The sequence below is a fragment of the Bacterioplanoides pacificum genome (assembly GCF_042648445.1).
Classification (GTDB): domain Bacteria; phylum Pseudomonadota; class Gammaproteobacteria; order Pseudomonadales; family Oceanobacteraceae; genus Bacterioplanoides; species Bacterioplanoides pacificum.
On sequence record NZ_JBHRYB010000013.1, the window covers coordinates 551,295 to 571,199 of the forward strand.

Here is a 19,905-nt window from a genome sequence, read left to right on the forward strand (position 1 = left end):
ACTTACAGTTTGTCAGATTCAGCAGCCAGGTACTCAGCAACACCTTCCGGAGACGCGTTCATACCTTTGTCACCTTTGTTCCAGCCAGCCGGGCAAACTTCACCGTGCTCAGCGTGGAATTGCAGTGCTTCTACCAGACGCACCAGCTCATCAATGTTACGGCCCAGAGGCAGGTCGTTGATGTTCTGTGCACGAACCACACCTTCGTTATCGATCAGGAAAGCACCACGCAGAGCCACGCCACCCGCAGTTTCTACGTCGTAGGCTTTACAGATACCGTGATCGATGTCGGCTGCCATGGTGTATTTAACCTGGCCGATACCACCGTTATTGATATCGGTGTTACGCCATGCGTTGTGAGTGAAGTGAGAGTCGATTGACACTGCAATCACTTCCACACCCAGCTCTTTGAACTTGTCCATACGGTGGTCCAGAGCAATCAGCTCAGACGGACACACAAAGGTGAAATCCAGCGGGTAGAAAAATACCACGGCATATTTACCTTTGATGGTTTCGGACAGAGAAAACTCATCAACAATGCTGCCATCGCCCAGTACCGCAGGAACGGTGAAGTCCGGTGCTTGTTTACCTACCAATACGCTCATGTTAGAACTCCTTTATGATTATGATCGCTAACCGATTCAAGACAGGTATCATACCTTGCCGTTGACGCTAAGCACACCTTCTTCTTTTGCCCCACGCCATGGTCGTTTGCTGACCACCCTGGCGCTGTCGGTGGTGTTACATCTGCTGGCTCTGCCCGTTTGGTTATGGCATAACCAGCCAGCGCCAAAACCCCCCACGGTACTTAATGCCCGACTGCAAAGTCAGGCGGTCATCGCTCAGGATCACAGTGATCAGATACAACAACAGCCACAACAAGCCAGCAGCCAGCCAGAGGCAACGGCGACTAACGACCTGCGCCCTGCGGTTAACGAAGCCGTGGCCGATAACAGCCAGGCGGCAGAAGCCCAACGGCAAGTGAAACCACAACCACAACCACAACCACAACCACCAAAAGTAACAACAACCGCAACAACCGCAACAACCGCTGCCAGCGAAGTCACAGCAACGACCACAACAGCAACGACCACAACAGCAACGACCACAACAACAACGTCCACAGTCGCCGCTGCCAGCAAAACAACCAACAACGATCCGACACAACCAACGCAACAAGTAAAAACAGCGGAAACACGTAAAGCCCAGCGCCAGCAGATTTATGATCCGCAGGAACTCAGTTATGTGCAGCAATTAATTGCCCATTTAAACCGCAAACTGGTGGCCCCGGCACAATTGCATGGCCAGGTACGGTTGCAACTGACCATCCGCTACCAGCAAATTGCCACCCGGGTGGAAGTGCTGCAAAGTTCCGGCGATCCGGCCACCGACGACTGGGTGGTCAAAGCGGTACTGGCAGCCAATCCGTTTCCGCCGGTACCCGATCATTTACCCCAGCCGTATGTGTTCAGCCCGACGCTGGATCTCGACAGTTATAACGCTGGCCAGACCAGCGCCAGTGAATAATATTTAGCCGTTTAATCCTGCTGTGGCATTCGTCCTAAATAGTGGTACAACACCGGCACCACAATTAACGTCAATAAGGTGGATACCAACAGGCCACCAATAATGGCCCAGCCCATCGGCGACCACATACTGGAACCGGACAACGTCAGTGGTAATAAACCACCAATGGTCGTTAACGTGGTTAACACAATCGGTACAAAGCGGGTGCGTGCCGAGGCGGCAATGGCTTCCAGCTGCGCCATACCTTCACGCCGCATCTGGTTGGCATAATCGACCAGAATAATGGAATTATTCACCACAATGCCCACCAGCGAGGTTAACCCGATAAAGGCGGTAAAACTGAAGGTATAACCGGTGATAAATAACGCTAGCAGCGCACCAATTAAGGCAAACGGAATGGCGGCAAACACGATTAACGGCTGTACAAACGAACGGAACTGTAAAACCAGTACGGCAAAAATACCGAATACCGCCAGAATCAATGCCTGCGCCATGCCACCAAAGGCTTCTTTGCGATTCGCCTGCTCTCCACCCACGGCATAATGGATGCCATCAGGCCAGGCGTATTGATCAATCTGCTCCACCACCGCATTAGTCACCGCTTCCGTGGTGTAACCGGGTAAAACATCGGCGGTAATCCGCGCCATACGTTCGGTATCATAATGCTGAAAACGGGCGATACTGGTTTCCAGTTTGACATCAGCAATCTGACGCAGCGGCACCAGTGAACCTGTGGCGCTGGCAATCTGAATATCGTCAAAGGTCGCCAGTTCCGGACGCGGATATTCCGACAACCGCAATACCAGGTCGTATTCTTCCCCGTCGTCATCGCGATACACCCCCATCGGCAAACCGACCAGCGCAGTGCGGATGGTACGGTCGATGTTCATCAGGGGGATTCCCAGCATGGCAGCTTTATCGCGGTTAATATCGATTTTTAAGTCGACCTTATATTTGCCCACCGGATTATCAACACCAACAATCCCCGGTGTGCGATCCATAATAACAGCCACTTCGCGCGATACTGCCTGAATCTGATTCAGGTCTTCACCAATTACCCGGATGGCTACCGGCGCCACCACAGGCGGCCCCTGTAAAAATTCTTTAACGATAATCTGCGCTCCGGCAATGGTTCCTAACTGACGGCGCAATTCCGCCACCACAGGTTCTACTGCCGGCAAATCGCCACGCTCCAGTGTGACAAATAACTGGGCAAAATTCACCGTCTGACGCGATGGCATAATATTGTAATAAATACGCGGGTTGCCACGGCCAACATTCTGGGCGATATGCTGCACCAGCGGTTGCTGACGCACAATCTGCTCAACCCGATCGGCCATCGCCTGAGTCTGATCAAACCCGGTACCTTCCGGCATATCGATGTTTACCAGAATCATCGGCTTTTCCGCCTTAGGAAATAAACTGACACCAATTAACGGAAATAACGACAGGCTGAGAAATAATAAAATAAAGGATACCGACAACACTTTGGCCGGATGTTGCAGGGCACGATTTAACCAGCGACTGTAAACACCATCGGAAAAGGCTTCCAGTTTACTCTGCGCACGGGTGGTATTACTCGCAGCTTTACCCAGGCGGCTGGCAATTAATGGTGTCAGTGTTAGAGCAATTAATAATGACGCAAATAAAGTCAGCACCACTGTGACCGGCATCGCCCGCATAAAAGTACCGGAACCGTTCTGCATTAATAACATCGGTAAAAACGACAACACCGTCGTCAGAGTGCCGCTGGCAACTGCCCAGGCCACCTGCGAACTGCCTTTAATCGCGGCCTCATTCGCACTGTCGCCATCGCGCAGATGACGGGCAACATTTTCCACCACCACAATGGCATTATCGACCAATAACCCCAGCGCAATCACCAGACCAACAATCGACATCTGCTGCAGCCCAAAGCCGGATAAATCGACCCAACCAATGGCAATAAAAATCGACAAAGGTATTGCCGTCACCACCACCAGTGCCGGCTTAAAACCCAGCACAATCACCGACAATACCGCCACCAGAATCAGACCCTGATTTAAATTATCAAAGAAGCCACTGATCTGTTTTTCCACACTGGCGCTCTGATCCATTACGGTTTCAATTTCGATCGCCTCGGCCAGTCGCTGCTGGCGGTAGTTTTCCAGCGTTTTATTAATACCCGCCATCACATTAAAAATCTGGCTGCCTTCGCGCTGCACCACCGAAACAAACACCGCCCGGCGACCATTAAATTTAGCGCGGTAACTGGGCAGGCTTTCAGTTAACGAAATATCAGCAATATCGCGCAAATAAATAAAACGCCCGGCAACGCCTTTTTCACTACCAGAACGCACCACGGTATCACCAATGGCCTGGAGCGATTCATAATCACCACTGGTGCGCACAGTAAAACGCCGTTCTCCGGCATGAGCATGGCCACCAGGCAGATTCTGCGCCGCACTGGCTACCGCCTGATGAATTTCATCCAGGCTGATACCGATACCATTTACCTTGCGCTGATCAACCTGAATCTGAACTTCCAGTTTGGGTAATGCGGCAATATCGACCCGCTTAACACCTGCCACCCGCTCAATACGTTGTTCCAGTGCTTCGGCGTGGTGTTTTAACTGCAGATAACTGGCAGTTTCTGACACCAGTGCCAGTTGCAAAATACTGACATCTGATGGCGAAATTTTATCGATATCCAGGTCGACAATGCCTTCCGGTAACTGATTGCGGACCTGTGCCACCGCCGCCACCACATCGTCGAATTTATCATCCGGGTCTGTGCCGTATAAAAACTCGACCCGGATCACCGCCAGGCCATCTTCCACGCTGGTTTTGATTTCCCGCAGATCATCCAGTTCGTTAATGGCCGACTCCAGCGGATCAACCACCAGTTTTTCCATATCCAGCGGAATGGTGCCGGGATTCACCACCTTAATCACAGCCGCCGAAAAATCGAACTGCGGATCTTCAGAACGGGGCATGGTAAAAAACGACACCACCCCCAGCAGTACCAATAATAAAAACATCACCGCGGTAAACTGATGATTACGAATTGCAAGCGCCGGTAATTGCATAATTTTCTCCGTCAGCCGTGTCTGAATTAATGCGCTGACGCAGTGGAATTAATAATGTGTAATTCTCGCCCGGGCTGTACATACGGTGCTCCGGCAACAATGACTTGCGTACCGGGCTGCAGACCACTGACCACCAGCAAACCACCGTCCAGACCAATCAGAGGCAGATGACGCATCACAGGTTTGCCGTCCACCACGGTATAAATATCGACACCATCGTCCTGACCTTTCACCATGGCGGACACCGGCAACAGAGTAACAGTCTGGCGATTGGCCGGAGTAATGACCGCATGGCCAACAAAGCCGGCTAATAAAGTGCGTGCTTCACCGCTGTTATTAGTGCCGCTTAAACGCAGCTCCACTTCAAAGGTCTGGGTGGCATCCGCACGTCCGGCCAGCTCACTGACGGTGGCGTTAAACACCTCGCCGGGGTAGGCATCAAACCGCACTTCGGCGTGATCTTTTAACTGCAGCCGGACGATATCGCGATCGGTTACCCCGGCACGTAATACCCAGCCGGTTTTGCTGGAGGCAAATACAAACGCCGGCTTGCCGGTCGCTACCAGCTCATTGGGTTCGATAAAACGTTTTAAAATACGGCCCGCCGCCGGTGCCCGGATCACCGCATGACGCTGATTAAAACGTGCTACGGTCAGATCAGAACGTGCCACATCAACCTGGGTTTCCGCCTGCTGTAAGCGGTCTACCGACAAAGCATTGGAACCCTGTAACGACTGGAAACGCGCCAGGTTACGTTCCGCATTCGCCAGCACCGATTCCGCCTTGGCTACCTGAGCGTCGATTTCTTCCAGATCCAGCGCGGCCAGAATCTGGCCTTTTTTAACCCACTGACCTTCATCAACCCGCACCTTGCGCACCAGACCGGCAATTTTAAATGCCAGGTTCTGCTCCGACTTATTTTCCAGCATGCCGCTGATATGTACGCTGCGGGCGTATTCGGATACCTGAGCCTGCACCACTTCCACCGGAAGGGGTTGCTGGGCGGATAACAAGCTGCTGACGCTGCTCAGCAGCAAAAAAAGAAACGACAGAATCATCGGGCGAATGTGCATAAAGCCTCGGTTACTGTGGGCAAGGGATGATGTGATTATGGTTATTTCATGTTTACAGTGAGAACATTTTAATCGGCCAATGTTTACAGCGTCAACAAAAGCCAGGAAGTAAGTTGACGCTGCTAACAGACTTGGGTTGAATGACAGGGTAACTATCCGACGGGACCCCCCATGAGCGCGCCTTCTGAAGCCAAACATCACAGCCAGTATCACCACGGCAATCTGCGGGAAGCCTTATTACAAGCGGCTGTGGAACTGATTCGTGAAGGCGGGGTGGAAAAACTCAGCCTGCGTGGCCTGGCACGTAAAGTTGGCGTTTCACAAACCGCGCCTTATCGTCACTTTCAGGATAAAAATCATCTGCTGGTCGAAATCGCCAAACAAACCTTTGCCGAAATGACCGCCGCCACCACCGCACCGCTCGATCCGGACTGCAGTGCCCGGGAAAACGTTTTCCGCTGTGGCAAAGCCTATCTGCGTTACGCCATCAACAACCCCGAACGTTACAAACTGGTGTTTGGTCCCAGCATTGAACAACGCGCCAGCTACCCGGAGCTGATCAATGCCGGCATGCGTTCCTTTGGAGTCCTGATGAATCTGGTTGAACAGGGAATTGCAGCCGGTGAATTTATTGATGGCTGCGCCCAGATGTTAGCCAACGGTTGCTGGTCGGGTATTCATGGCTTTGCTTCGTTGACCATCGATGGCTTTTATGCGCGTCAGCAATTACCGATTGCTTTTGATGACTTACTCGACGGTCAGATACGTATGACCGTACGTTCTATCAGCCGTAATCCGGCAGAAAACCTGACCATCTAACCAACTTCCGTGGCCATTAGGCGCCAGCCAGGCCGCACCACGACTGGTCCGGCTGACCTCACACCCATTTATGTACCATCGTGCAACTTTTAAACGAACGGGGGTGATTAACCGCGGATGAAGCGCTATACTGCCCGCCCTTTTTATTGTCCGGCCGCCCGTTAAGTGGCTGCCACATGCAGGCAGGAATACAGGAAATATGGCTAAACAAACCGCCCTTTATAATAAACACCTGGAAGCCAACGGTAAGATCGTCGATTTCGGCGGCTGGGATATGCCGATTCATTACGGCTCCCAGATTCAGGAACACAACGCCGTGCGTGAAGATGTGGGCATGTTCGATGTTTCCCACATGACCATCGTTGATGTAAAAGGCAGTGACGCCAAAGCCTACCTGCAACGGCTGTTAGCCAACGACGTCGATAAGCTGAAGACTAAAGGCAAAGCCCTGTACACCGGCATGCTGAACGAAGATGGTGGCGTCATCGACGACCTGATCGTTTACAACATGGAAGGCTGGTACCGCACCGTCGTCAACTGCGCCACCCGCGACAAAGACCTGGAATGGATGGCACGCCAGAGCAAAGGTTTTGAAATCTCGCTGACCGAACGTCCGGAGCTGGGCATGATTGCCGTTCAGGGGCCAAATGCCATCACCAAAGTACAACAAGTGAAACCAGAATCCGCTGAGCTGGTTGGCAACCTGAACGTATTTCAGGGCCTGCCACAAAGCGACTGGTTCTTTGCCCGCACTGGTTACACCGGTGAAGACGGCCTGGAAATCATGATTCCGGAAGCCGACATTGCCGATTTCTGGCAAGCACTGGTTGATGCCGGTGTGCAGCCTGCGGGTCTGGGCGCACGTGATACCTTACGCCTGGAAGCCGGCATGAACCTGTATGGCAACGATATGGATGAGACCATCAGCCCATTGCAGGCTGGCATGGGCTGGACCATTGCCTGGGAACCGGCCGAGCGTGACTTTATTGGTCGTGCGGCACTGGAAGCTGAAAAAGCCAAAGGCGACATTCCTAAACTGGTTGGCCTGGTACTGGAAACCCGTGGTGTGATGCGCTCTCACCAGAAAGTGGTGGTTGATGGCGTCGGTGAAGGAGAAGTGACGTCAGGCACCTTCTCACCCACTCTGCAGCACTCGATTGCGATGGCGCGTGTACCTAAGGGTACCGGCGACAGCTGTGAAATTGAAATGCGTGGCAAGTTGATTCCTGCCCGCGTTGTGAAATTACCGTTTGTACGTAACGGTAAGAAGGTTTTTGAATAAACCTAAACTAATTTATACGGTGGTTTAACCGACGTATTTTATTCAGCCGCCGCTCCGAAGGGCCGTCCATGGCCCTGCCGAGCTAGCGCAACATCCGGTTGCTGCTTTGAATAAAACACGACGTTCAAACCACCGGAATTCGACCGGGCAATTTTAAAATTATTCGGTTTAGCAGATTATCCGGCTTAGCCAGTCGGATTGCTCTTCAGAGCAAGCGACACAAAAATGCAGGAAGGCATTTTTGCACAGCGCAGCTGCCCGAAAGGGTGAAGTACATGGAAGTACTGAATGCGCATGTCGCGTTAGCATCGTGATCACAGGGATGTGGCTTCGATGCGGCGGTTGAAGAGCAATCTGACTGACTAAGCCCATAAGTTAAAAAAGCGTCAGACCGTACGGAGAATACTGATGAGCAATATCCCAACAGAATTAAAATACGTTGCATCCCACGAGTGGCTGCGTAAAGAAGAAGACGGCACCATCACTGTTGGTGTTACCGACTTCGCACAAGAACAACTGGGCGACGTAGTATTCGTTGAGCTGCCAGAAGTTGGCACTGAAGTCGCTGCTGACGACGACATCGCTGTTGTTGAATCGGTTAAAGCCGCTTCCGACATCTACGCACCCATTTCTGGTGAAATCGTAGCGATCAACGAAGATCTGGTAGACGCTCCGGAAAAAGTCAACGAAGACCCATACGGCGAAGCCTGGTTCTTCAAGATCAAGCCAGCCAACGAAGGCGACTACGATGGCCTGCTGACCGCTGATCAGTATGAAGCTGAGTGCAACTAAGCGCCTGTTACAGCAAACTCAAAAGCCTCGATATTAATTTATCCGGGGCTTTTCTTTTTTCCTTTGTTCAAACACGACGAGCAAATCATGAGCACTTCCATCACTCAACAGTCTTTAAAAACTCACACCTTAAAAGACTTGGAACAGCGCGATAACTTTGTTGGCCGTCATATCGGCTCCAACGGCGCAGGTGTTGATAACAGCGAAGAAAACGCCATGCTGCAGAGCATTGGTGCGGAATCCCTCGAAGCCCTGACGGCTGAAATTGTACCGGCGGATATTCTGCAGGAGCCGTTCCTGGAGATCGCCGACAGCCGCACCGAGTTTGAAGCGCTGAATTACCTCAAGTCGCTGGCGGCCAAAAACAAGGTGTTTAAAAGCTACATCGGCATGGGTTACCACGACACCATTATTCCACCGGTGATCCTGCGTAATGTGATGGAAAACCCGGGCTGGTACACCGCGTACACGCCATACCAACCGGAAATCGCCCAGGGTCGTCTGGAATCTCTGCTGAACTTCCAGCAAATGGTGATCGATTTCACCGGTATGGAACTGGCTAACGCCTCCCTGCTGGACGAAGGTACTGCCGCGGCGGAAGCCATGGCGATGATCAAGCGTTCCGTACGTAAGAACAAATCCAACACCTTCTATCTGGATGAAAACTGCCTGCCACAAACCATCGACGTGGTGAAAACCCGTGCCGAAGCGTTTGGCTGGGAAGTTCAGGTAGGCCCGGCAGCCGATGCGGCTAACGCCGATGTCTTTGGTGCACTGTTCCAGTATCCGGGCAAAAACGGCGAAGTAAGCGACTTCAGCGACGTCATTGCGGCACTGCACGAAAACAACGCCATGGCCGCCGTTGCTTCCGACCTGATGGCGCTGGTGATGCTGAAAGCGCCGGGCGAAATGGGCGCCGACATCGTACTGGGTAACGCTCAGCACTTTGGTGTGCCAATGGGTTTCGGTGGCCCGCACGCCGCCTTCTTCGCAACGCGTGATGCCTTCAAGCGTTCGATTCCTGGCCGTATTATCGGTGTTTCCATCGATGCTCAGGGCAAGCCGGCACTGCGTATGGCGCTGCAGACCCGCGAACAACACATCCGTCGTGAGAAAGCCAACTCCAACATCTGTACTGCTCAGGTGCTGCTGGCCAACTTGTCGGCGTTCTACGCGGTTTATCACGGTCCGAAAGGCCTGCAAACCATCGCTGGCCGTATCCACCGCCTGACCGATATTCTGGCGGCAGGTCTCTCTTCACCTCAGGGTCAGTCCAAAGGCGTGGAAATCACCAACAACCAGTGGTTCGACACCTTAACCGTTAAAGTGGCTGACCGTGATGCGGTTCTGGCTCGCGCGGAAGCGGCTGAAATCAATCTGCGTATCGATGCTGACACTCTGGGTGTGACCCTGAGTGAAAAAACCTCAGCGGCGGACGTTGCGGAATTGTTCGACGTTATTTTAGGTTCGGATCATGGCCTGGACGTTTACGCACTCGACGCTGATATCGTTGCCAACGGCAGTACCAGCATCGCCGAAAACGTGACCCGTAATACCGAATTCCTGACCCACCCGACCTTCAACAGCCATCACACTGAACATGAGATGCTGCGTTATATGAAGCGTCTGGAGGCGAAAGATCTGGCGATGAACCACAGCATGATCACGCTGGGGTCCTGTACCATGAAACTGAACGCCACCACCGAAATGATTCCGGTGACCTGGCCTGAATTCAGCAACATCCACCCGTTTGCCCCTCAGTCTCAGACCGAAGGTTACGAGCAAATGATTGCCGAACTGGACGACTACCTGAAACAAGCGACCGGCTTCCCGGCGATTTGTATGCAGCCGAACTCCGGTGCTCAGGGCGAATACGCTGGTTTGTTAGCGATTAAGAAATACCATGAGAGCCGTGGCGAAGGGCATCGTAACGTGTGTCTGATTCCTCGCTCTGCCCACGGTACCAACCCGGCATCGGCACAAATGGCGTCTATGCGCGTAGTGGTTACTGACTGTGATGAACACGGCAACGTCGATTTCGCTGACCTGAAAGCCAAAGCCGAAGAGCTGAGCGATCAGCTGTCTTGCTTAATGCTGACCTACCCATCGACTCACGGTATTTATGAACAAGGCGTACGTGAAATCTGCGACCTGATTCATGAACACGGCGGCCAGGTATACATGGACGGCGCCAACCTGAACGCCCAGGTAGGCATTACCTCGCCGGGTCATATCGGTGCTGACGTAACCCACATGAACCTGCACAAAACCTTCGCTATCCCACACGGTGGCGGTGGCCCGGGTATGGGTCCGATTGGTGTGGCAGCCCACCTGGCACCGTTTGTGGCAAACCACGCGGTACGCCCGATCGATAACGAATCCAAAGGTAACGGTGCGGTATCCGCAGCGCCTTACGGCTCAGCCTCGATCCTCAACATCAGCTGGATGTACATCACTCTGATGGGCGGCAACGGCCTGCGTAAAGCGACGCAAACTGCACTGCTGAAAGCCAACTACCTGGCGAAGCGTCTGAGCACGCATTACCCGATTCTGTACTCCGGTCAGAACGGCCGTGTGGCGCACGAATGTATCGTTGACCTGCGTCCGATCAAAGCCGAAACCGGTATCACCGAAGTGGATATCGCTAAGCGTCTGATGGACTACGGTTTCCACGCGCCAACCATGTCGTTCCCGGTTGCGGGCACCTTCATGATTGAGCCGACTGAGTCTGAGTCTCAGGCTGAGATCGATCGTTTCGCTGACGCCATGATTGCCATTAAAGGCGAAATTGATGCGGTGCAACGTGGCGAGTTAGACGCGGAAAACAACCCGCTGAAAAACGCTCCACACACCGCTGAAGTGGTTACCGGTGATTGGGAACGTCCTTACTCGCGTGAACTGGCGGCTTATCCGGTTAAAGACCTGGGCGCTCATAAGTTCTGGCCAAGCGTTGGCCGTATTGATGATGTGTACGGTGACCGTAACCTGATTTGTTCTTGTCCGGCGATTGAGAATTACGAGGACTGATCCTCGTTCCCACGCTCCGCGTGGGAACGCAACTGCTCAAGTCAGCCAAGGCTACCACGCAGAGCGTGGGAGCCAGATAGAAAATTTCTCGTTCCCACGCTCTGCGTGGGAATGCAACAGCGCCAACAAAAACTCACCACCAACTTTTATCCACCGCAAGCAATCCTTCAATACCCGCGTAGTCTCTGGCACTGGAATAACACCAATGTTCAGGGTAATCAACATAACCTCGCTTGACCGGGTTCTGATGAACATACTCAATCTTTTGCCTCATCATCTCAGAACTGCTGATCCATTCAGGGTGAACACCTTCCTGCCAGAACTGCCATTGACGGTCGGTTTTATGGGCCAGTTTTAATTGCTCTAGTTGGCCTAATAAGGTCGTGGCTTTTTTCTGATGTAAATAATCCAACAGCTGACGGGCAGTGAAAGATTTAAACCGCGCAATGTCTTTATCAAGCTGCTGACTTTGGGCAACCAGATGCATGTGGTTTTCGAGAATCACCCAAGCGTGGATTCGCAGGCCTTCACTCATCAAAAAGCGAAATGATTGCAGCAGAATTTCTACAGATTCAGGACGAGTAAAAACAGGTAACCATCCCAGCACCGTCAGGGTCATAAAATGCGGTTGATCGGGATAAATAAATTTGTAACGACTGCGCCCCATGAAACACTCCCTGTTTCCGATAAGTTCTAATCTTCATTCCTATGCTCCGTGTGAGGATACTCTACGCCACCAAAGACTACCACGCAGAGCGTGGGAGCCAGGTGTAGCGCGTGGGAGGCAGGTGTAGCGCGTGGGAGGCAGAAGTAAGTTCCTTATCTTCTCGTTCCCGCGCTCCGCGTGGGAATGTAACTGCTCAAGTCAGCCAAGGCTACCACGCAGAGCGTGGGAGCCAGATAGAAAATTTCTCATTCCCGCGCTCCGCGTGGGAATACAGCTGCAGCAACCTCTCTTCAGCACCGCTCAACACCTTTTGTCTGAAAGACAGCCACTTTCTTCGGATTTGTGCTCTTTGCCCTGTTTTGAATGATCATTCAATTGGTAGAATCGCGCGCTGATTTTTAACCCCCGGCGAAGCAACATGATGAAGAAACTGATTCTGCTAATAACCTTGCTGCTGCCAGTCAGCTCACTGGCAAACGAGTGTAAACAGGTTAACTTTGGTATGGTTGGCTGGACCGATGTACAGGCCACCACGGCCACGGCCACAACCCTGCTGGAGTACCTGGGTTATCAGGTCAACAGCACTGAATTGTCGGTGCCACAGGTGTATGACAAGCTCAGCAAAGGTGAGCTGGATGTGTTCCTCGGTAACTGGATGCCGACCATGGAGCCGATTATTCAGCCTTACCGCCAGAATAAAAGTGTTGAAGTGTTAGGCGCCAACCTCAGCGGTGCTAAATACACTCTGGCGGTGCCGTCTTATGTCTACGACGCCGGTGTACAGTCGTTTGCCGATATTGCCCGTTTTAAAGACAAGTTTCAGCACAAGCTGTACGGCATCGAAAAAGGCAACGACGGCAACGCGCTGCTGCTGGATATGATTGCCAAAAACGATTTTGCGCTGGGTAACTTTTCGCTGGTTGAGTTGCCGGAGCGGTTGATGTTGTATCAGGTAAAACGCCATATCCGCGATGGCGAGTGGATTGCATTTCTGGCCTGGGCCCCCCACCCGATGAATGAAAACCACGATATCCGTTACCTCGACGGCGGCGATAAATATTTTGGTCCGGATTTAGGCGGTTCCACCGTTTACACCAACACCAGGGCCGACTTCCGTCGCGATTGCCCGAACGTGGCCAGATTGCTGGATAACCTGAAGTTTTCCCTCAGCATGGAAGGTGAAGTGATGCATATGATGCTGAGTGAATTTATTCCCGGCGACCGCGCGGTACGCGACTGGATGTTCCGCAATCCTGAGGTTGTCAGCCAATGGCTGCAGGGAGTCACCAATCAACAGGGGGAGGCTGTTAATGCCACTGAGCTGGCGGCACAGATGAAGCTGACCTTTGCCAACTGAGTTAATTTTTTTCTGAGCGGCGCCCGGCCTGGTAAATTCCCCACAGTGCCAGGCCCGCCAGCAGTATACCCGCCGACGACACAACCAGGCCGCCAAAGGCATCGTGTGACGCCGGTGCCAGTGCCAGCGGCGCCTGCAACAGCAGCACAAACAACACCAGCAAGGTCAATGCCGCCAGATAACCCGGCCACTGCAGCCATTTGCCACCCCGGTGCAGCAGCGCAGCCACGATCAGCGCCAGACACAATCCGGCCAGCAGCGGCAACCAGCTGACGCTGCCCGCCAGCAACCCCACGCCAACCAGTGTGAAGCAGAATAGCCCCAGCAGCGCACAACCTGATGCCAATAAACGGATAAACAATGTCATGATGGTTTCCTGATTCACCGATCTGGCTGCGATAGTAACAGCTTTTAATCCGCCGCCCAGAGTGGAAAACAGGCATTCTCCGTGCTCCCCATTGCAACCACCAGCTGGCTCATATCACTGTCGGGAAAATGCTCATTCAGCAACGCCGGTAACATGTCATAACCTGTCACACTGGCGGGTACTTCAACGCTGCGTTCTGCCACCGTAAAGCGCCAGAACAGGTCATCCTGCCAGGGTCCCTGATCGGTGGTGATGATGGCCACAGCCCGTACATCGGCAAGGCGAATTTTCCAGCAACACTGTTCGCCACAGGTTAACCAGGCGTACCCGTCGGCGGCCTGAAATCGCCATTCCCGCGGCGGACGGGGTGTCACTGAACGCTGCTGTAACCACTGCCGGCAGACGGTAAAAAACGACCGGAACGTCATAACCAGCACTCCAGTTCCCACTGAATATTGGCGCGTGCCCGGGCTTCGGCCTGATGGCGGAACACGTCACTGGCAAAAATAAAACGCCGCGCTAACAGTTGTTTAAGAAAACGCCGCCGGCCAAAGCGATACACCGGCTGGGGTAAAAAATATTCCTTGCGGCAACGATAGGCATAACTGCGGTAAGCGGCGCGCTCAGACGCCAGAATCGACAAGTCGATATCGATAAACAGCTGGACGTCACTATCGTCAACATAGTGGTGCTCCCGGGTGGCCAGAATCAGTTGCTGACAACGCCGGATAATGGCTTGCGGCACCAACAAACGTTGCAGGTATTCAGCCGCCAGCTCTGCACTCAGCTGTTCGTTATCAACGCTGTGTTGCTGGATAAAATCATGAAACCAGATGGCAAAATAAAAGCTGTCCAGTTGTGACACCGCACTCTGATGAACCTCAAACTGCTGCAACATCTGTTCAATATGGCCAATACCGTGGTAATGGCGATTGACGTCGCTATAGGTCGTCAGCAACAGGCGGAATACCGCTTCGATATCCGCTTGGTCGGCGTCCCACTGACCTGCCATCTGCTGCCATTGAGCGGCTAACGGGTTGGCCTGATTCATATGTTTCATCGGTATTCTCCTGCTGTTCTGTCCGGCCTGCTGGCGAACCATCCGGGTAGCGATAAGCCAGCGCTCATTTAAATTGGTTGGTTAACCAACTTATAATCAAGATAGAGCAACCTCTTTCCCGCCGTCAAGTATTTTGGTTGAATAACCAAATTATAACCTCCGCCAGGAACATCCTTATGCCAAGACCGTCCAACACCGAACAGCGCCGCCGGCAAATCGTCCAGGGGCTGATGACTGCAATGGCGGACAAAGGTTACGAAAAAGCCTCGATTCAGAGCATCGCCAAAGCCGCCGGATTATCGCCGGGACTGATCCACTACCACTTCAAAACCAAACAGGACATCCTGCTGGCGCTGACCGAGCAGCTCAGCCAGCAGGCACAACAGAGGTTTCAGCAGCGACTGCCGGCTAATGCCGATGCCCGGGCCACGCTGTGCGCCTGGATCGATGCCGCACTGGCTCTCGGCGAAGGCAGTGATCCCCAGGCAGTCGCCAGCTGGGTAATGATCGGGGCTGAAGCGGTACGCTTAACAGAGGTACGCCAGCTGTATCGCCGCATCATCGATCAGCAGCAGGCTCTGCTATGCCAGCTGTTACAGCAGCTGGCGCAGCAACGCGGAGAAACCATCAGTGCCGGCCAGGCCAGTGAAGCCGCCACCTTTGCCATCGCCAGTATCGAAGGTGCCTACCAGCTGGCGACCACCGCCCCGGGATCGGCTCAGGGATATGCCGCACGCTGGTTAAAACAGGCATTAGGATTAATACACTGAGGGAGTTTCCAACCGATGCATGCTTCCGTCCATCTCGAACAATTCAACAGCACATTTACAGAAAGCGACTAACCTGAAAGCAGTGCATTACAAACTCATCAGGCCCTGATCATGAAAACGCTGTCCGTTAAAACCAAACTGTTTGTGTTAACCCTGTCGATCGTTGTCTTTCTGGCACTGACCCTCACCTGGCAAACCAGCCAGGGCATTGCAGCCCTGAGCGAACAGGTAGCCACCAGTGCAGAACAGAATTTATCCCAGGCCGCCATCCGTCACGCCCGCTCCGCCGCCAGTGCCTACAGCGAACAAATGGCCGGCTACATCAACGCCAGTTACCGCATTCCCCAAACCCTGGCCGGCGTGATTGCCGACAGCACCCAGACCAACGTGCCACTGACCCGTGAACAGGTCAGCCATCTGGTGGGCGATGCGTTACGGGCCAATAAAGATGTCAGCTCGATGTACGCCCAGTTCGAGCCCGACGGTTACGATGACGGCGATGCCAGTTACGTCGGCTCCGGCTTGATTCATTCCGTCGACAGCAGCGGTTCACTGGAAATTTATTGGGTACGAAACCCGGACGGCAGCCTGAGCCAGGAACAGGTCGAAGACGCCAGCGAAAAATACGTCGCCACCCGTAACGAGTTTGGTATCCGCGAAGCTGAGTGGTACCTGTGCGCCAAAGACAGTGGCAAACCCTGCATTATGGAACCGTATCTGTATGAAATCCGCGAAGGTTACAGCGAACTGATGACCAGCCTTACGGTGCCGGTCATGATCCGCGGTACCTTTCGTGGCCTGGTCGGTACCGACGTCAATCTGCCGCTGTTTCAGAAACTGGTGGAAGAACTGAGCGCCTCGCTGTACGACGGCCAGGCCAAAGTGACTCTGTTATCCGCCATGGGATTTGTGGCAGCTTCCAGCCATTACAACGATTCCCTGACCCGGCCACTGACCGAAGCCATGCCCAAACTGGGGGAGCAACTTAAAACCCTGCATCAGGGGGACGGCGCGTTACGCACCGATGGCCGGATTTTTGTCGCAGCCCCCCTCAATATTCCGCTGGCGGGCAGCCAATGGTCACTGCTGATTGAAATCCCGGAAAACGTAGCCCTGGCCCAGCTGGCTGAAATGAAACAACTGATTAACGACGAAAAAAATCAGCTGCTCAGCACCCAGCTGATCACCGCCGTGGTGTTATCGGCGCTGGCGTTTGTGGTGATCGGGATTCTGGTGCGCAGTCTGGTAACACCGTTACAGCGCCTGAATCAGCAGGTCCAGCAGCTGGCCAGCAGTGACGGCGATCTGACCCAGAGCATCGAACTGGATACCCACGCCGAGCTGATCGAACTGAGCCGTGGCTTTAATCTGTTTGTACTGAAACTGCGCGACATGATCGAGGCATTAAAAGGCGTCAGCCGTGAGGTACGCAGTGTATCGGCCAACAATCAGTCGATCAGTGCCACTACCCGGCAGAATACCGACAACCAGCAACACGAAATTGATAACGTGGTAACCGCCACCCAGGAAATGTCGGCCACTGCGATGGAAGTGTCCCAGATCGCACAGGACGCCTCCGGCCGCGCTCAGAACATCCAAAGTACCGTGCTTGATTCGCAGCATAATTTATCCACCGCAGTCGACAGTGTGCTGGAGTTATCCAGCAGCATGAACACCGCCAGCGAATCCATTACTCAGGTTGCCGCACGCTCCGACGATATCAGCCGCATTATGGTGGTGATTCGCTCCATCGCTGAACAAACCAACCTGCTCGCTCTGAACGCCGCGATTGAAGCCGCCCGGGCCGGCGAACAGGGTCGTGGTTTTGCGGTGGTCGCCGATGAAGTACGTACCCTGGCGTCCAAGACTCAGGAATCCACCGAAGAAATCGACGGCATGATCGTCAACCTGCAGGACGAAGTGAAAAAAGCGGTAGCGATTATTGAAGATGGCAGTAACCAGGCCAGCAGCAGTATGGAAACCACCCGTCAGGCTCACCAGTCATTACATGAGGTGGTACAGGCAATTACCGAAATCACCGACCATATCAGCCAGGTGGCCACCGCCGCCGAAGAACAGAGTTCGGTCAGTGAAGAAATCTCGCGCCATCTGACCAATATCGGTGATGCCACTCAGGTACTGGCGGGTCTGGCGCAGGACGCCAGCAACAGCAGTAATCACGTTACCAAACAGCTGGATGTACTCGACCAGCAACTCAATGCCCTGCGCACCTGAGCGACCATAAACGAAAAAACGCCCGCAATTGCATGCGGGCGTTTTTGTGTCGGCAACACATCAACTGCGCAGCCGTTGCTGCCTGTCCGTTACAAGCAGATACAGAGAATTACAAAAAATTGTTGCCAGATCACTGACAACGCCGTTTTTTCGCTATTCCGAGCAACACCAAAAAGACGACAAATAGCGCCAAAAGTTGATCTGAGTCTATGACAGGCTTAGACATTTTTGCGCGTTATTTCATAACTATTGCCGTTACCAGTCGCTAACTGACGTATTTCATTCATGCTGAAATACAACTGTCCGGATTTTGTTCAGCTCCCCTGCAGAGCACGGTTTTATTGGCTCGCAGGCCGGTAACCCGCTGCGGCAGGACAACGACAGCGAAGACAGGCACACGCGATTCACAGATAAATAACACAACAATTCTGATACAGGTTAACAACAACGGTCTTTTGCATAACGATCGTTAAGTATGAATAATGCAATCAATAACAAGAGTCAGTGATTTCACTTTGTTCTATCCTTTGCAGCTTTGGGTTTCATCGGCGATTGCGCCGATCAGTGCGGTATTATTCGCCCTCCTCTGTGTGCCGGTAATGGCTGGCTGGAGCGAAGACTACTGGCCGCTGTTCCAGCAGCTGCCCTATATGATGGCCGGCGTGCTGATTACCCTGGCCCAGGTGTTTAACCAGGGGCGACTGGCCAATCTGGCAATTCTGTTTACCGCCGCTTATGGTTTTATCCAGAACGTCCTCGGCGGCGCCGGCCAGGTTGCCCAGCACTATGAAGTGTATTATTGGTTTTCGGTATTGTTGCCGGCCAATCTGGTATTGATCCGCTTATTACCCGACCGCCGGCCGCTGTCACTGGCGGGACTGAGTTACCCGCTGTTATTGTTACTGCAGGCCACTCTGCTGAATCAGTTACCCGCACTGCTGGAACCGTTCGCAGCGCTGCAGAATTTATGGGCCAGCGACATTCGCTGGCAATCCGATTTACCTCCCGGCTTACAGCATTTTTTACAACAGGGCCACCTCGGTTTAATTCCGCTAATCTCCTTAAGTCTGAGCATGTTTCTGGCGGCTTTATTAATCCGTCCGCCGTGGAATAACGATCTGGCGATGCTGGCACTCAGCCTGATGTACGGCGTATTGTTTTATAACTTTTCCACGCCGTATATATCGGTCTTGATTACCGTGACGGCCATGGCGTTATTGTTCGTCACTCTGCTGATCAATAACCATCGCCTGGCCTTTAAAGACGAACTGACCGAATTACCTGCCCGCCGGGCACTGATGAACGACCTCAGCCACCGCATCGGCAGTTATTGCCTGGTAATGGCTGACGTCGATCACTTTAAACAATTTAACGACAGCTACGGCCATGATGTCGGTGATGATGTGTTACGGGTTGTGGCGCGACAATTAAGTAAAGCCGGAGGGCGTGGCAAAGCTTACCGCTATGGCGGTGAAGAATTTACACTGATTTTTCCCCTCGCCGATGACGTCCGCTGCCAGGATTTTGTTGAGGAACTGCGTGAACGTATCGCTGCTTATCCACTGGTTATGCGTAATAAAAAGAATCGCCCGGCCTCCAATGAACAAGGTGAAAAACAGCGTAAAAATAACACCCAAAACGGCGCAGCATTACATGTAACCATGAGTTTTGGTGTGGCACAGAAACGCCGCGGAGAAACCATCGAACAGTTATTCAAACGCGCAGATGACGCCTTATACGAAGCGAAAAAACGTGGCCGTAACCGGGTACAGCTGGCCAGCCGTTAACCATCGCTGCGTTTAGCCGAACAGCGCGAAAAGCACGCATAAAAAAAGCCATTACCCGGCAACGGGTAATGGCT

General features: G+C 53.0%; 16 protein-coding genes. 9 read left to right on the forward strand and 7 right to left on the reverse strand.

All coding sequences use genetic code 11. The annotated features are described in order from the left end of the window. Window positions 1-2: 2 nt before the first annotated feature. Window positions 3-605: a peroxiredoxin gene (locus ACFOMG_RS13810; protein ID WP_376867424.1), complete on the reverse strand. Its 603-nt coding sequence runs from the start codon at window positions 603-605 to the stop codon at window positions 3-5. Between the two features lie 55 nt (window positions 606-660). Here ACFOMG_RS13810 and ACFOMG_RS13815 point away from each other — a divergent pair, with 55 nt between their 5' ends. Then, on the forward strand, window positions 661-1,527 hold the full coding sequence (locus tag ACFOMG_RS13815) for an energy transducer TonB family protein (protein WP_376867426.1): 867 nt from the start codon (window positions 661-663) through the stop codon (window positions 1,525-1,527). Window positions 1,528-1,538: 11 nt separating this feature from the next. Here the strand turns inward: ACFOMG_RS13815 and ACFOMG_RS13820 are convergent, their stop codons facing one another. Then, complete coding sequence (locus ACFOMG_RS13820; protein WP_376867427.1) at window positions 1,539-4,595, reverse strand: efflux RND transporter permease subunit; 3,057 nt, start codon at window positions 4,593-4,595, stop codon at window positions 1,539-1,541. A 26-nt stretch (window positions 4,596-4,621) separates the two neighbouring features. Next, the gene (locus tag ACFOMG_RS13825) at window positions 4,622-5,668 is read right to left on the reverse strand and encodes an efflux RND transporter periplasmic adaptor subunit (RefSeq protein WP_376867430.1); all 1,047 of its coding nucleotides are present in this window, start codon (window positions 5,666-5,668) and stop codon (window positions 4,622-4,624) included. Between the two features lie 171 nt (window positions 5,669-5,839). Here ACFOMG_RS13825 and ACFOMG_RS13830 point away from each other — a divergent pair, with 171 nt between their 5' ends. The 4 genes from ACFOMG_RS13830 to gcvP all read left to right on the forward strand — a co-directional run bounded on the left by ACFOMG_RS13830 (window position 5,840) and on the right by gcvP (window position 11,588). Beyond that, window positions 5,840-6,487, forward strand: a complete 648-nt coding sequence (locus ACFOMG_RS13830) for a TetR/AcrR family transcriptional regulator (RefSeq protein ID WP_376867431.1) — start codon at window positions 5,840-5,842, stop codon at window positions 6,485-6,487. Window positions 6,488-6,686: 199 nt separating this feature from the next. Further along, the gene (gene gcvT / locus ACFOMG_RS13835) at window positions 6,687-7,769 is read left to right on the forward strand and encodes a glycine cleavage system aminomethyltransferase GcvT (RefSeq protein ID WP_376867432.1); all 1,083 of its coding nucleotides are present in this window, start codon (window positions 6,687-6,689) and stop codon (window positions 7,767-7,769) included. Window positions 7,770-8,177: 408 nt separating this feature from the next. Beyond that, window positions 8,178-8,561, forward strand: coding sequence for a glycine cleavage system protein GcvH (gcvH, locus tag ACFOMG_RS13840; protein ID WP_068658004.1), 384 nt, complete (start codon window positions 8,178-8,180; stop codon window positions 8,559-8,561). An 87-nt stretch (window positions 8,562-8,648) separates the two neighbouring features. Continuing rightward, complete coding sequence (gcvP, locus tag ACFOMG_RS13845; RefSeq protein ID WP_376867434.1) at window positions 8,649-11,588, forward strand: aminomethyl-transferring glycine dehydrogenase; 2,940 nt, start codon at window positions 8,649-8,651, stop codon at window positions 11,586-11,588. Between the two features lie 133 nt (window positions 11,589-11,721). Here gcvP and ACFOMG_RS13850 read toward each other — a convergent pair whose 3' ends face one another. Next, a complete protein-coding gene (locus ACFOMG_RS13850) occupies window positions 11,722-12,255 on the reverse strand; it encodes an REP-associated tyrosine transposase (RefSeq protein WP_376867436.1) in 534 nt (177 codons plus the stop codon). A 418-nt stretch (window positions 12,256-12,673) separates the two neighbouring features. Between ACFOMG_RS13850 and choX the strand changes: the two genes are divergently transcribed. After that, entirely contained in the window at window positions 12,674-13,612 is a 939-nt protein-coding gene (gene choX, locus ACFOMG_RS13855) for a choline ABC transporter substrate-binding protein (protein ID WP_376867438.1), read from the forward strand. Window position 13,613: 1 nt separating this feature from the next. On the opposite strand, the gene ACFOMG_RS13860 is transcribed toward choX, so the two are convergent. From ACFOMG_RS13860 to ACFOMG_RS13870, 3 genes are read right to left on the reverse strand one after another with little or no spacing between them, the layout of a single operon-like run. Further along, window positions 13,614-13,979 carry a hypothetical protein gene (locus tag ACFOMG_RS13860; protein WP_376867439.1) on the reverse strand — a complete coding sequence of 122 codons (366 nt, stop codon included), beginning with the start codon at window positions 13,977-13,979 and terminating at the stop codon, window positions 13,614-13,616. 44 nt (window positions 13,980-14,023) lie between these two features. Next, a complete protein-coding gene (locus ACFOMG_RS13865; protein ID WP_376867440.1) occupies window positions 14,024-14,407 on the reverse strand; it encodes a hypothetical protein in 384 nt (127 codons plus the stop codon). Then, window positions 14,404-15,039 carry an HD domain-containing protein gene (locus ACFOMG_RS13870; RefSeq protein ID WP_376867442.1) on the reverse strand — a complete coding sequence of 212 codons (636 nt, stop codon included), beginning with the start codon at window positions 15,037-15,039 and terminating at the stop codon, window positions 14,404-14,406. Before ACFOMG_RS13870 ends, ACFOMG_RS13865 begins: the two co-directional genes overlap by 4 nt. Before the next feature lie 176 nt (window positions 15,040-15,215). Here ACFOMG_RS13870 and ACFOMG_RS13875 point away from each other — a divergent pair, with 176 nt between their 5' ends. The 3 genes from ACFOMG_RS13875 to ACFOMG_RS13885 all read left to right on the forward strand — a co-directional run bounded on the left by ACFOMG_RS13875 (window position 15,216) and on the right by ACFOMG_RS13885 (window position 19,831). Continuing rightward, window positions 15,216-15,809 carry a TetR/AcrR family transcriptional regulator gene (locus ACFOMG_RS13875; RefSeq protein ID WP_376867444.1) on the forward strand — a complete coding sequence of 198 codons (594 nt, stop codon included), beginning with the start codon at window positions 15,216-15,218 and terminating at the stop codon, window positions 15,807-15,809. A 111-nt stretch (window positions 15,810-15,920) separates the two neighbouring features. After that, on the forward strand, window positions 15,921-18,044 hold the full coding sequence (locus ACFOMG_RS13880) for a methyl-accepting chemotaxis protein (RefSeq protein ID WP_376867445.1): 2,124 nt from the start codon (window positions 15,921-15,923) through the stop codon (window positions 18,042-18,044). A 482-nt stretch (window positions 18,045-18,526) separates the two neighbouring features. Then, window positions 18,527-19,831, forward strand: a complete 1,305-nt coding sequence (locus ACFOMG_RS13885; RefSeq protein ID WP_376867447.1) for a GGDEF domain-containing protein — start codon at window positions 18,527-18,529, stop codon at window positions 19,829-19,831. Window positions 19,832-19,905 lie beyond the last annotated feature (74 nt).